This window comes from Wolbachia endosymbiont (group A) of Rhinocyllus conicus, from assembly GCF_947250775.1.
Classification (GTDB): Bacteria; Pseudomonadota; Alphaproteobacteria; order Rickettsiales; family Anaplasmataceae; genus Wolbachia.
The window spans coordinates 650,225-663,669 of record NZ_OX366349.1; the positions used below are offsets into that span (position 1 = coordinate 650,225).

Sequence of the window (13,445 nt, forward strand, 5' to 3'; positions counted from 1 at the left end):
AATTAATTATTTAAACACTTTGGTAGCGTGTATCGCATGAACTTCGGTTACCATCTCTCTGATGTCATCCGAGTAGCTGACTACTTGGATCCAGTTTAATTCATCATATGAGCCTTTGCATTTATTGTACTTTAACTTAAAACCAAAAGCAACTTTGCCTTTACAAAATAATAACCTTTTATATGCATAAATAAGCTTACTGGATTCTAGTACTTGCATGACAGCAGTCCTAGTCATACCGCCGCGGTATCTCACATAGATCCCGCTAACAAGCAGCGGGATGACGGTTGTCAGGGTGTCATCCAAGTAGCCTCTTTCTTGTCATCCCAGTCTGGGATGGCTTTGTTGCATCACACTTTATGAGATGGTGATTTATGGTAAATTCATGTAACTATCTCAAATTTAGCCATACCAATATCAGTGAATTTATTAAGCAAATAGCATTTGATTGGCAGTTCTTTTTCTCGATTTATCTCAGATTTATTCCTAAAACTAAATCCGAATATTTGCTTTAATCTTGAGAAAAACCCTTCAATATAAGATCTTTTCCCATAATTTACTTCTTTTTTCCATTCTTTCATGCCATCTTCACCGTATAATTTTATTAACCTAATAGCAGCATTCCTGTCAGACATATAATCTATTTCTGGATGTTCTGCCGCATTGTTTATTGGTGGAATTTTTGTCTTTATATCATATTCGTTACACAACTTATAAAACTTGTTCTCTAATTGCACATAAGTCAACAATAATTTTTATATAAACCAAAATAACATATTTCCTACATAATCTTTAATAATTTTACATACAAGAGCAGTGTGCTTCCATGGTTCTCTCCGCGGTCTGATATGACAACAAACTTGTCAAGCCGCACTATACTTGTTAGGTGGAAGTGGACGGCAACATGTGCCCAACGAAGTCTAGGCTTCAAGGTTTTTTCTTGCTTATCCCTTCCATCGGCATTACTACCTCGAGTAAAATTATTGTTTATGCTCCTCTTAATTGTAATAACAAAATTCTGTTTTATTGACCAACATCCTGTGCATAATTACAGCCAATTTTCTTGCTACTGCTACAATTGCTTTCTTCATCCCTTTTTTCCTTGCAAGTTTTAACCCCCAGCTTTTCAACTTAAAATTTTTCTTACTAACTGTAAGTAAGACTTGTGCAGCTTCATATAACATACTTCGACATTCCATGGGCCCCATTTTTGATATACTACCATGCCGATCAATTTCTCCAGAAGCATATTGTCTTGGTGTTAACCCCATATACGCTCCAACTGTACTAGATCTTTCAAATCTATTTGGGTTATCCACTGTTGCTTTATATGTCATTGCTACTATAGTACCAACACCTGGAGCAGTAGTTAATAATTTACAATCCTCATCTTTTTTGCCTTGTTCTAAGAGCATCTTGTCAAGTTTTTCCAATGACTTCTCTATTGCCTCTAAACTACAAACTAACGCTCCAATTGAAGCCTTACTTATTTCATCCAAATCTTTAATTGCTTTTTCTATTCTTAAAGACAAGCTTTCAAATTTTGACCCTTGACCGAGCTTTATCCCGTATATTTTTAATAACCCTCTTATTGTCCCAACAATCTGCTGGTAGCTGCATGTTAACTGTCTTCTACTTCCAAGTGCTATTTTAATTTGACAAGATTCATCCGATTTTACTAGTACTTCTTTATATAGCCCAGCCCTCATCATTTGAGCTATACCTCTTGCATCATTCTTATCGTTTTTATTGATTCTTGCAGACAAAGCTGCTGCCATATGTCTTGCATCTACACAAACTACTGGCAAGCCAAAACTCCTTAATTTTTTGCACATTGATATTGAAAGTTGTCCACTTTCTACTCCTATAGTTTCGTAATTTTTGCCTTGTTCAAGCAAGTACTCTGCTATTGCCTTGCTTTCGCTTGCAACAACTCCTTCTTTAACAATCTTTCCTTTCTCATCAACGATACTAATGAAAGTTTCTTTGAGTGAGACATCTAATCCGCTATAATATTTCATGAGACTACTCCTACTGTAAAAGTTTAAATTGTTTTTGAAGAACTTATTCTACTGAATTCGTTACTTCGTGTTAAAATAATGGAGTATGTCTCTCCATCATTCAACAGCAATTACAGTATGTGCCTATCACATGCTCTATCTGCATATAGTGCTTTTATGGCATGCTGAAAATCAACTTCTTTTAGCAAATCACAAGCTCCATAGTGATCAGAGTAGACACCGTTACTGTATTTTACAGCTATGGCTTTTTTGTTGTTTATATTCAACATTACGTGCAATTTTCTCGTTTGCTCATAGCCACGATATTTTCTGTCAGTGCTATTTTCCTTGCTGTGACCAGGAGTGTTGTTGTATATACTAATTCCTGTACTGTCCATAGCAATTTCGATATCTTCCATATTATTTTTATCAATTCTGCAATCATTTATCTTAATATTAAGTTTCTTAAACCTTCTTGATGCTTGTGAATAGCTGATAACTGCCAAATCTCTTCCTATTTGTTGCAAATACCCTTTTATAAACCCGACTGTTTGTCTTAAACCAATTCTAAAGAAACTGACGATTATATGCACTAAAATCACAACTTTATCACTATAAATATAGTTGCCGCCCTGCATTTTTGGACAATTCTCGTACCAATTTTCTATGGCGTCATTGATATAACAAAAAATGCTTCCTCTTTCTTGGAGAAATTTGTTATATTCATGGCAGTTACTGACTCTCATTTTTTGTGGCATATTTTTTCTTCAACGGTTAAATGGCTATTTATAATGAATTTTGTCAGTAACTGCCAGTTCTTTTCACTTGAGCGATGCAACAAAGCCGTCTGGGATCCAGAAAACTTAATTTTAACCAAGTGGCTGCATAATAAAGACTGGATCCCAGACGGCTTTGTTGCATAGCACCTTAAGCAGTGATGGTTTACGACAAATTTATGTAATGATTTCAAATTTAGCCATACCAATATCAGTGAATTTGTTGAGCAAATAGCACTTAATTAGTAATTCTTTTTCACGATTTACTTCAGATTTATTCCTAAAGCTAAATCCAAATACTTGCTTCAACCTTGAGAAAAATCCTTCTATGTAAGATCTCTTTCCATAAATTGCTTCCTTTTTCCACTCTTTTACACCATCTTGTCCATATAATTTTATTAACCTAATAGCAGCATTCCTGTCAGACATATAATCTATTTTTGAATGTTCTGCTGCATCCTTTTTTGGTAGAACTTTTGTCTTTATATCGTATTTCTTACACAATTTATAAAGTTTGTGCCTATCGTATGCCCTATCTGCATATAATGCTTTTATTTTGTGCTGAAAATTAACTTCTTCAAGCAAATCGCAAGCTCCATAGTGGTCAGAGTAGACGCCATTACTGTATCTTGCAGCTATAGCTTTTTTACTATTCACACTTAACATAACATGTAACTTTCTTACTTGCTCGTAGCTTCGGTACTTTCTATCTGCACTGTTTTCCTTACTGTGGCCAGGAGTGTTACTGTAAATGCTGATACTTGTGCTATCTATGATAATTTCAATATTTTCCATGTTGCTTTTATCAACCCTGCAATCATTTATCTTAATATTAAGTTTTTTAAACCTTCTTGATGCTTGTGAATAGCTGATAACTGCCAAATTTTTTCCTATTTGTTGCAGATATCCTTTTATAAACCCCACCGTTTGTCTTAACCCAATTCTAAAAAGATTGACAATTATATGCACCAAAATTACGACTTTATCACTGTAAATATAGTTGCCGCCCTGCATTTTTGGACTATTTTCATACCAATTTTCGATAGCTTCATCGATGTAACGAAAAATATTTCCCCTTTTTTCAAGGAATTTGTTATATTCGTTTTGGTTACTGACTTTCATTTTCTGTGGCATATTTTTTCTTCAACAGTTAAATGGTTATTTATAATGAATTTTGTCAGTAGCCACCAGATTTTTTCGGTTGCTATGCAACAAAGCCATCCCAGACTGGAATGACACCCTACTTAACCGTCATACCGCGATTCATTCGCGGTATCTCAGCCGCTAACAAGAGATCCCGCTAACACGTAGCGGGATGACGAATTACTATCTACACCGTCATACCGCCGCGGTATCTCTTAGCCGCTAACAAGTAGCGGGATACTTAACCGTCATACCGCGATTCATTCGCGGTATCTCAGCCGCTAACAAGAGATCCCGCTAACACGTAGCGGGATGACGGTTGTCGTTTAGCCATAAATATTTAAGAAATTTACCAAACGAAAAAAAAGGCAAAAGAAGCCCTAGTTATTGTCTACTTTCAGTATTGGCGTTTTTTAAGTCTTAAACACTGCAATTTAGCTGCTTTTAAATGCAACTCACCTTTGTTTAAATGTTTAAGAAATTTACTAAGCAGAAAAAAAGGCAAAAGAAACCCCGTGGTAATTAGTGTTCACTCTCTAATCCTGCAAATTGGCGTACTATACTGTCTTAAACGACTTATAAGCGCGTTTCAGCTTGTGTGGGTAAAAACCCAGAAATGTTGTGAAGACATAAGGTGCACATAGTGCAAAAAATTAAAAATAAGACGCCAACTACGTTGTTTTCTTGCTGTTTAATCTGCACAGATGAAGATAACTGAATACCTTGAGTTTCATGATAAGGGGGCTGGCGGAGTTTGTCAAGCAATTTTTTCGTTTCTATGTTGTCAGCTACTTGGATGACACCATAGGTTATTTGGGCAATAGAGAATTTTACAAAAATCTATTTTTAACTTACACTGCAATTTTAAACCTACAACTTATGTACAACAGGCTTATAGTCAAATCTTTTTCAGTGTTATGCATCTGTTTACTTGCTTTATACATAACACTGCCAAATTTCTTTGATAATAAGCTTTTTATTTCGAAAAAAAGAATAAACTTAGGCCTTGACCTGAAAGGAGGGGCATCTTTGCTTCTAAACATAGACTTAGACTTCTATTTTAAGGAAAAGCTAGGCATGCTAGCAGGTGAGATAAAAGAGACATTGCTAACAAAAAATATTGAATCTAACGTACAAAATAGCGAACAAGTAATTGTAACTTTAAATAATATTGATGATTATAAAAAAGCATCTGTGTTGATTAATGCGATAAATCCAAATTTAGAGCTAAATAGAAAAGATTCTTCAATTCTCATTTCGTATAAACCCCATTATAAAAATTCTTTGATCAGTGAAGTAGCTGCAGAATCAATAAACAATGTCCAGCGCCGTTTGGACAAACTTGGCACAAAGGAAGTCAGCGTTCAAAAACAAGGGCAGAATAAAATATTAGTGCAGGTGCCTGGAGTAGAAGACACCGAGCAGATAAAATCTCTGCTTGGCAAAACTGCTAAGCTAGCTTTTCATTTGGCAAACACTAACATAGCCAAGGTGCAGGATATAGATCACGAAACTACTGTCATGCTCAAGGATTCTTTAGGTAATTCTTATCCAATATTCCGCAAAACTGAAATAGGTGGCGATTCGCTGGTTAACGCATCAGTTAGATTTGGTCACTTAGGTAAACCAACAGTGCATTTTAAATTTGACAGCATAGCGAGTAAAAGATTCGCGAAAATCACTAAAGAAAATGTGGGAAAACCTTTTGCAATTGTTCTGGATAACACAGTCTTAACAGTACCTACAATACGTGAGCCAATTTTAAATGGAGAGGGAGAAATTAGCGGTAATTTCACTGAAAAACAAGCAAGCGAACTTGCAATACTTTTAAAATCTGGAGCACTGCCAGCACCACTTAAAATAATTGAAGAAAAAAACATTGGCCCAAGCCTTAGAGAAGAATCAATAAAGGCAGGGGAAATGGCAGCAACAATCTCTATTATAGCCGTGGCTTTATTTATAATTATCACTTACGGCAAATTAGGTATATTAGCTTCTGTTGCGCTTTTTTCTAATGTAATTCTTATATTATCAATTCTCACTCTGCTTGAAGCAACTCTAACTTTACCTGGAATTGCAGGTATTGCACTCACTGTCGGTATGGCGGTGGATGCAAATGTTTTAATATTTGAGCGAATTCGCGAGGAAATCAAATCTGGCAAGAGAGTGGAACGTGCTATTGAAGAAGGGTTTAAAAACGCTATAAAGACAATACTGGATTCAAATATCACAACACTCATTGCTGCAGGAATAATGTTCATTATTGGCAGCGGAGCAATTAGAGGCTTTTCTGTCACTTTATCAATAGGAATTTTATGTTCGATGTTTTCTGCAATCACAGTCACAAAACTCCTGATAGAGTTGTGTATGAACCCGAAGGAACTAGTGCTTTGTTAGTCAACCACCTTCATTCCCACAACGTTATATCCTGAATCGACGTGCAAAATTTCTCCAGTAGTGCCACTACTTAAGTCGCTTAATAAGTATAACGCTGCCTTGCCAACATCCTCTATTGTAACATTGCGTCTAAGCGGAGAATTATTTCTATTCCATTCTGATATGAGGTGAAAATCGCTTATTCCAGAAGATGCTAAAGTTCTGATTGGACCAGCGGAAATTGCATTTACTCTGATATTTTGTGGCCCGAGATCACATGCTATATATTTTACACTTGCTTCAAGTGCTGCTTTACATAAACCCATAACGTTATAATTTGGCATAACTTTTTCAGCGCCATAATAAGATAAAGTAAGTAAACTACCACCACCTGACATCATTTTTTCAGCTCTTTGCGCTAAAGCAGTGAAAGAATAGCACGATATATGCATTGCATTGAGAAAGTTGTTCAGTGAAGTATCGACATATTTACCATTTAACTCATTTTTATCGGAGAATGCTATTGCATGCACCAAAAAGTCAAGAGTACCCCATTTTTTCTCTATTATTTCAAAAGCGTTATCTATGATTTCTGTATTTGAAACATCACAGTGTAATATTAGCTCCACATTTAATTCATCTACTATCGGTAATAATTTTTCTTTTACTATTTCGTTCTGGTAGGTGATTGCAAGTTCTGCTCCGTGCTCTGAGAGAGTTTTTGCTATACCGTATGCTATTGATCTCTTATTTATTATTCCGGTTATTAATCCCTTTTTGCCTTGTAATAGACTTGTTGTCATAGAACTATCTGTTTTTTATAGTTTGGAGTATTAACTAGATAAAGTCAATTATGTTTTAAAACATTTTTTGCAGTAACTTGAAGTCTAATACCACTGTTAACAAAAAGGCAGCGATGAGAGTTTCTTAGATTGCTTTTTATTAAAAAAACAAAGCTTTATTAATTAAATATTATAGTTAATAATTACACTTTCTTGACAAGTAATTAAAATAGTGTTAAACTGCGTGCATAAAATAATTAATGAGGTTACGATGTTAAGAAGTATTATAAAAGTAAAATTAGAGAAAAACTGTTGTCCTTTTGAGAAATTAGAAAACTTCTTTGCTGAAAGGGTATTTCATATAGATGATCGAAAAGGATTCAAAGATTCTTCAGTAAAGTTAGTTATCGAGTATCCCTACGATTCAACTTTAACTTTAACTCTACCAAGAGAAGCAATACCTAATTCTTTCGCTTTAGAGCTTTTGTCTTCACTTTATAAAGAAAATGCGCTAGCTTTACCTGTTATATTAAAATATCTTGCTCATAGGGATTTATCCAAAGATTTTGGTGAGATCAGTAAAAAATTACAGGCCAAAATGGATCAAGATATACAAGAAGCTCAGCTACAACACAATTCTGAAATTTCTAAAGAAATTGAGTTATGCAAAAAAGATATTTTAAATGTTCTGGATGGTGGTAAATCAGTATTGAGTGTTCAATTGAAGCAAAAATACTATTCTATACTAAAAAATGATGTTAAAGAATTAGAGGCTGAGATTTCAGAAGAACTAGAAGATTATGTTAACAACACTAACATTCACGAAATATATCAAAGCCTTAACAGTAAAATAAAGAAAATAAAGCATTATAATAAAATAGTATATCGTACACTTTGTACTTCTGGTTTTGTCGCAATGTCTTTATTGATTGTTCCATTGATAGCATTGATGGCATTTGATGTAACGACTAAAGGTGGTGGTTTTTTAGAGGCTCTTATGTATACAGCAACTCCATTTTTGGTTGTTGCAACGTTAGCACTTATAATAGCAGGTGTAGCTTACTTAGCAAGTTGTTATCTAGAGCATAGTTTTGCAAAAGAAATGCAAGACTTTATAGAAGGACCAAAATATGTAGATAAAGCAACTAATACTGAAGATGTGAAGAAATTAGAACAAGAAGAAACAGAAGTAGGCGATTATGGTAAAAAACCTTCGGCACCACCATACGATGGACCTAAGCAGCCAAGATTGTACCCAAATCTTTCAGAAGTACAACAACCACCATCATACGAAGAAGCTTGCTCTACCGTGCAACCGAAAGATTCACAACCAAGCAGTAATCTTGATTCTGCTGAGCCTGAGCAGCCAAAACTAGTTATGGATCTTTTAGAAAGTCTTCCAGAACAACTAAACGCAAAATTGGGTCCTGTTCTACGTCCATCTAATACAGCAAGAGGTGTAATTTAGGGCTAGAGGTTATGATTGTAATAAAGATATAAAAAAACGGACAAGTCAAGTAAAGTTACAAATGTAATTTTGCTTGACTATCCATTTATCACCACCTAAAGCAGCTAACAAAGCCATCCCATATGACATTTTACTTATATCTAATCAAGCATATTAATAAGTAATACCAAATTCCATTACTAATCGAACAAATAAGAAACATTACAAACTCGTTTAATAGTAGTGCTGGAAATACTGACAATAAAATTACACACAACATCTTCAAGTAAGCCTATGGTATCGTAGACTCTGTTGCGTAAAGTATTGTGTTTGATATATTGCCACAACCTCTCAACAGGATTCAGTTCAGGTGAATAAGGAGGCAAGTATATAATGGTAATGTTTTCCTGAAATTTCAAACTTTTTGATCTATGCCAACTTGCACAATCCATTACAAGAAAGGCTTCTTTCGTGCCTAAATCTTTCGACATCTGCTCCAGAAATATATTCATACAATCAGTGTTTACATATGGAGCAAGTAGGCTAATTTCCTTACCACTTCTTGGATTTACCGCACTGTAGATATAGAAATTTTGTCTACCGATTTTTATTTTAACCTGCGTTCTGATCCCTTTTTTGAACCATCCGTGTCCGATTTTTGAATGAGTTCCAAATCGTGATTCATCAAAAAAATACCTCCTTTTCAGGGTGGGAATTGACTATTTTATTGAAGTATTTTTTAAACTCTTCTTGCTTGTTTTTATCTTGTTTATGGTGCATTGGCCTTGGTGTTATGTAAGAAAATTTCATCCTTTGTATCTCACGGTGCACTGTTGATTTACCGATGTTTAGGTCAAATTCCTCTGAGATTTTTATTCGCACTTCCTTAATAGTAATATTTGGATTTTTTTCTACCCATATTTCAATTTGCTTACGTTGATTTTTGTTTAATTTGCTTTTTCTTCGCCGCTGAGACGGGGCAAATAGTTTTTCTACTCTACCAAATTTTAGATGCTTTATCCATTCAGTCAAAGCAGTCCTTGAAATTTTACATATTCTTGCTACAGCGCTTATACTACTTTCTTTTCCTGCTATTACCGCTTGTAACTTTTTTGAAACATATGCATTATTTCTGACCTTTTTTAACATTTCTTTCGCCAAATTTACAACTTTTTCGTCTAATAGTTTTGACCTTAATGCCATTTAAACCTCGCTATTTCACTTACTTTAGTATAGCTTTTTTTCCATTATCTTCTATCTGTTCTTTGTATAGTGGGAATTGGTATAAGTAAATTTTAATATAATCTTATTATACTTATAAATATGCTGTATATAGCTAACCTAAGTAAGGTTTCCCCGAGTGCTGAAAAACAAAATCAATAGCCGAATTGATATCGGGCCAAAAGCTTGGCAGCGCTTTTTTTTTATGGCATGCTTGATGGCAAACCAGAACTTCTCAATTGGATTTAAATCAGGCGAGTATGGCGGCAAAAATAAAACTTTACATCCAACACTTTCTATTAATTTTCTCGTTCTTTCAGACTGACCTTACCCAGAAAAAGTGGAGAGAAAGTTAAGACGTTTTTGTCATGAGAATGATGCATCAAATTGTGCAGGAATGCAATAATTAATAGTAGAATGCCTACGTTGTTTGTTATAAAAGATTTCTATGTATTCAAATATGGCAGTTTTGATATACCGTTTAGAGTGCAGAGAGGTGTCTATTGGTAACTCCCTTTTTAGAGAACTTTTCCACAACAGAATTGTCGTAACAACAACCTTTATGACTCATCCATGTTTTTTATGGATAAGAGATATTGATAACCTTGCGAAGTATATTGTGACCCTTGATCGCTATGTAACAGCAGATTTTTATCGGGTTTGCGCTTATTAACGGCCATCAATAAAGAGTCAACAACCAATTGTTTATTTATTGAGCTACTCATTAACTACCATGCGTGAATATAGATCCTGCCAAATATAGCCATCCTTCTTTGGTTTTTATATAAGTAATCCCATATTTTATTTGGTTGATCGACAATAAAGTTTTGGTCTAATATATTGAGAGCTACGACTCTATTGTCCGTTTGTTGCTTCTTAGTTTTAAATTTTCTTCTCAATATAGCCCGAATACCATTTTTCTGCATAACACTTTGTACTGTTTTAATTTTTGCCTAAAGCTTTTAATTCAGCGTGAATTTTAGGGATCTGCATTTGGATGCTTTTTTTGAATATCTGCTAGAAGCCCATCTCTTGCTAATTCCTTACTGCTTTTTCCCTTAGCAACCCATTTATAATAACCACCAGCAGATATGTCTAAAACCCTACATAGTTCCTGTATTTTATAGCAATTTCTATATAAAAGAATACTTTACTCTTTTTGTTTGGTCAGGGCTTTTTTTTTAATGTCTCTTTCTCTTGTTACTCTTGCTAGTTCTTTTTTTAGATCAAATCTTTCTTTGTCATAAGGAGCCTTTGTCTGGAAATGCGTATGCTTCTGACATTTTTCCATCATATTTTCTTACCCATTTACTTAACATACTGCCATCTATGCCTAGATCTTTTGCTATTTTTTTACTTCTGTTTCTTTAACCAGCTTAACAGCTTCTAATTTGAATCCTGCTGCTTCTATTTGCCATATTTTGAAAAAACGTTTTATTTTACTCCAAAAACGTCTTAACTTTCTCTCTACTTTTTCTGGGTAAGGTCACTAGACACTTATGCAGCTGTGCATAGAATGACAGAAGAGACTTGCGTTAGATATTGTTTATTTACTTTCGATCTTTTCTATCAATTTTTTAACTAAGCCTCTTAGCTTTTTACTGGATTCATCAAGCTCTTGAATCTGCGAGCTATGCTCTTTCATTAGTTCCTTATAGTTACCTCTTATGTAGTCAATCATTTCCTTCATCTGAGCAATCATCTTGTTAACATCCATACTACCCAAATCAGGTACCATGCCAGGCATAGCCCCTTCTAACATACCGCCAGCCATAAGCTGCTGGGACATTTGCATAAATGGTTTTAAAGTCTGATTAAGCAATTCAGGATCCTTGGCTAATTTTTCTATTTGCTCTTTGCAAGTATCCATATACTGCTTCATAAATTCATCTTCTTGTCCTTTGTCTATCATAATATGTCTACCTAAAAATACGTATTCTTTATTATATATCGTTTTTAAATTAAAAACAATACAAAATACCTATCACAATTGCATTAATACTTTTTAAACAATAAAAAATGCTCCTTTGCTTACAAATGGTCACATACCTTCTTTAACCATTCCTTATCTTTTACGCTATTTTCTAAGTTTTCATAGACAAATTGATGATAGCTATTTATCCATTCAATTTCATCTTTAGTAAGCATTTGCACATCTATTAGCCTTCTATCATATGGAATGAAGGTCAGTTGTTTGAAATGTAAAAAGCTATTTTCTTGTCTGTCGACATACATCAGATTTTCAATTCTTATTCCATACTCTCCCGGAATGTAATAACCAGGTTCGTTGGAAAGTATCATTCCTGGCGTGAGTTTCACTTTATTGCCCTTTGATATTGCTTGTGGTCCTTCGTGTACTGATAGGTAACTTCCTACTCCATGCCCTGTACCATGCATATAGTCCATTCCAAATTTCCATAAATGCGTACGTGCCAATATATCCAATTCTCCACCAGTAGTGCCAGAAGGAAAGATGACACTTGCTACAGCAATGTGAGCTTTCAATACTATTGTATAGTGGGTTATTTGCTCACTAGTCGGATTACCAACCACTACAGTTCTTGTCACATCAGTTGTGCCATTAAGGTATTGGCCACCAGAGTCAATCAAATATAGTCCACTTTTCTGAATTACCTTATTCGTCTTACTGCTTGCACGATAGTGAATTATTGCACCATTTTCATTAAATGCGGAAATTGTTGAAAAACTTGGTTGCTTAAACAAATTCTGTTCTTTTCTGTATTCTAAAATCTTTTCTTCAGCTTCAAGTTCTGTACCAACATTACTTTCAAGCCAATGTAGAAAGTTTGTAACTGCCACTCCATCTCTGATATGCGCATTTATAGCCCCAGCTATTTCAGTTTGGTTTTTTACTGCTTTATAAATTAGACAAGGATCTTCTCTTTCAGCTACCTGTTTATCTTTTATTACAGCCATGATACTCATTGGAGTTGTGTTTGGATCTATAACTATTGAATTTAGCTTGTGCAGCGAATTTTCTAGCTCACTAATATCAAAAATATTTATATGATTGCCTAAATTTGCTTCTATAGTTGAATGTTCTTTATCTTGAATAAACAAATCAACATTACCGCTTTTATACAATATAGCACGGCCCAATATACATGGAGTATATTTGGCATTTTCATTTCTTAAATTTAATAGCCATGAAATTGAATTTGGATCAGTTAAAAGCACTGCTTCAGCTTCTTTATCTATGCTTTTAGCGACTTTTTCACATTTATTCTTGCTACTTTCACCAGCATATTTAATAGAATGTAAAACCACTGCTTGTTTTCGATAGTCACTTTTTTTTCCAGCTAAACAGGGTATTAATTTACAGATATTCTCATACTTTCTTATATCTTCTATGGTAAAATATTGCAAATAGTAACCTAGTGAGGTGGTCAATGTTAAGTTTGCTTTTACCCATTCGCGTGGATCCTCTTCTTGTATATTATATACTTGAAAATTGCCCCGATCGAGCTGATTGCGAGCTTGTGTGATATAGCGTCCATCCGTAAAAAATGGGCACTTGTTGTCTTTTGTAACGATAAGTAGCCCATTTGTTCCTGTAAAGCCACACAGCTTTGTTAGCTCCTCTGAATACTCATTTAAATATTCATCTTTAGTATGCAACATAAATGCGTCAACATTTGTTTCACACATAAAAGAACGAAATTCTTCGATTTTTGACATA

The 13,445-nt window shown here is 34.5% G+C and carries 9 protein-coding genes and 4 pseudogenes; 2 read left to right on the forward strand and 11 right to left on the reverse strand.

Going from position 1 to position 13,445, the window contains the following annotated elements; genetic code table 11:
* Positions 1-6: 6 nt before the first annotated feature.
* The 5 genes and pseudogenes from OOK92_RS03300 to OOK92_RS03320 form a co-directional block, all read right to left on the reverse strand.
* Complete coding sequence (locus OOK92_RS03300; protein ID WP_264736246.1) at positions 7-306, reverse strand: hypothetical protein; 300 nt, start codon at positions 304-306, stop codon at positions 7-9.
* A gap of 77 nt (positions 307-383) precedes the next feature.
* Positions 384-722: pseudogene (locus OOK92_RS03305) on the reverse strand (IS5 family transposase); the annotation flags it as partial.
* A 276-nt stretch (positions 723-998) separates the two neighbouring features.
* Positions 999-2,021, reverse strand: a complete 1,023-nt coding sequence (locus OOK92_RS03310) for an IS110 family RNA-guided transposase (protein ID WP_264735342.1) — start codon at positions 2,019-2,021, stop codon at positions 999-1,001.
* A gap of 119 nt (positions 2,022-2,140) precedes the next feature.
* Positions 2,141-2,758, reverse strand: a pseudogene (locus tag OOK92_RS03315) (transposase); the annotation flags it as partial.
* Between the two features lie 195 nt (positions 2,759-2,953).
* Positions 2,954-3,910 (reverse strand): IS5 family transposase, encoded by a 957-nt coding sequence (locus OOK92_RS03320; protein ID WP_264735368.1) that lies wholly within the window; start codon positions 3,908-3,910, stop codon positions 2,954-2,956.
* 888 nt (positions 3,911-4,798) lie between these two features.
* On the opposite strand from OOK92_RS03320, the gene secD reads away from it, so the two are divergent.
* Entirely contained in the window at positions 4,799-6,316 is a 1,518-nt protein-coding gene (gene secD / locus OOK92_RS03325) for a protein translocase subunit SecD (protein WP_264736371.1), read from the forward strand.
* Here the strand turns inward: secD and OOK92_RS03330 are convergent.
* Positions 6,313-7,098 (reverse strand): enoyl-ACP reductase FabI, encoded by a 786-nt coding sequence (locus OOK92_RS03330; protein ID WP_264736249.1) that lies wholly within the window; start codon positions 7,096-7,098, stop codon positions 6,313-6,315. The genes secD and OOK92_RS03330 overlap by 4 nt on opposite strands.
* 250 nt (positions 7,099-7,348) lie before the next feature.
* Between OOK92_RS03330 and OOK92_RS03335 the strand changes: the two genes are divergently transcribed.
* Positions 7,349-8,545: a hypothetical protein gene (locus OOK92_RS03335; protein WP_264736251.1), complete on the forward strand. Its 1,197-nt coding sequence runs from the start codon at positions 7,349-7,351 to the stop codon at positions 8,543-8,545.
* A 179-nt stretch (positions 8,546-8,724) separates the two neighbouring features.
* Here OOK92_RS03335 and OOK92_RS03340 read toward each other — a convergent pair.
* The 5 genes and pseudogenes from OOK92_RS03340 to OOK92_RS03360 form a co-directional block, all read right to left on the reverse strand.
* Positions 8,725-9,727, reverse strand: a protein-coding gene (locus tag OOK92_RS03340; protein WP_264735405.1) for an IS630 family transposase whose coding sequence is annotated in 2 segments (ribosomal slippage) — positions 8,725-9,216 and positions 9,218-9,727 — 1,002 coding nt in all. Because the reading frame shifts where the segments join, the coding sequence is not laid out codon by codon here.
* Positions 9,728-9,865: 138 nt separating this feature from the next.
* A pseudogene (locus OOK92_RS03345) lies at positions 9,866-10,048 on the reverse strand (transposase); the annotation flags it as partial.
* Between the two features lie 63 nt (positions 10,049-10,111).
* Positions 10,112-11,165, reverse strand: a pseudogene (locus OOK92_RS08550) (IS3 family transposase).
* Positions 11,166-11,291: 126 nt separating this feature from the next.
* A complete protein-coding gene (locus OOK92_RS03355; RefSeq protein ID WP_096641498.1) occupies positions 11,292-11,657 on the reverse strand; it encodes a hypothetical protein in 366 nt (121 codons plus the stop codon).
* 119 nt (positions 11,658-11,776) lie between these two features.
* Positions 11,777-13,444, reverse strand: a complete 1,668-nt coding sequence (locus OOK92_RS03360) for an aminopeptidase P family protein (protein ID WP_264736252.1) — start codon at positions 13,442-13,444, stop codon at positions 11,777-11,779.
* Position 13,445 lies beyond the last annotated feature (1 nt).

Coding starts and splice junctions, on each gene's coding strand:
- OOK92_RS03310 (WP_264735342.1), bottom strand. CDS start 2,021: ATGAAATATTATAGCGGATTAGATGTCTCACTCAAAGAAACTTTCATT.
- OOK92_RS03320 (WP_264735368.1), bottom strand. CDS start 3,910: ATGCCACAGAAAATGAAAGTCAGTAACCAAAACGAATATAACAAATTC.
- secD (WP_264736371.1), top strand. CDS start 4,799: ATGTACAACAGGCTTATAGTCAAATCTTTTTCAGTGTTATGCATCTGT.
- OOK92_RS03330 (WP_264736249.1), bottom strand. CDS start 7,098: ATGACAACAAGTCTATTACAAGGCAAAAAGGGATTAATAACCGGAATA.
- OOK92_RS03335 (WP_264736251.1), top strand. CDS start 7,349: ATGTTAAGAAGTATTATAAAAGTAAAATTAGAGAAAAACTGTTGTCCT.
- OOK92_RS03355 (WP_096641498.1), bottom strand. CDS start 11,657: ATGATAGACAAAGGACAAGAAGATGAATTTATGAAGCAGTATATGGAT.
- OOK92_RS03360 (WP_264736252.1), bottom strand. CDS start 13,444: ATGTCAAAAATCGAAGAATTTCGTTCTTTTATGTGTGAAACAAATGTT.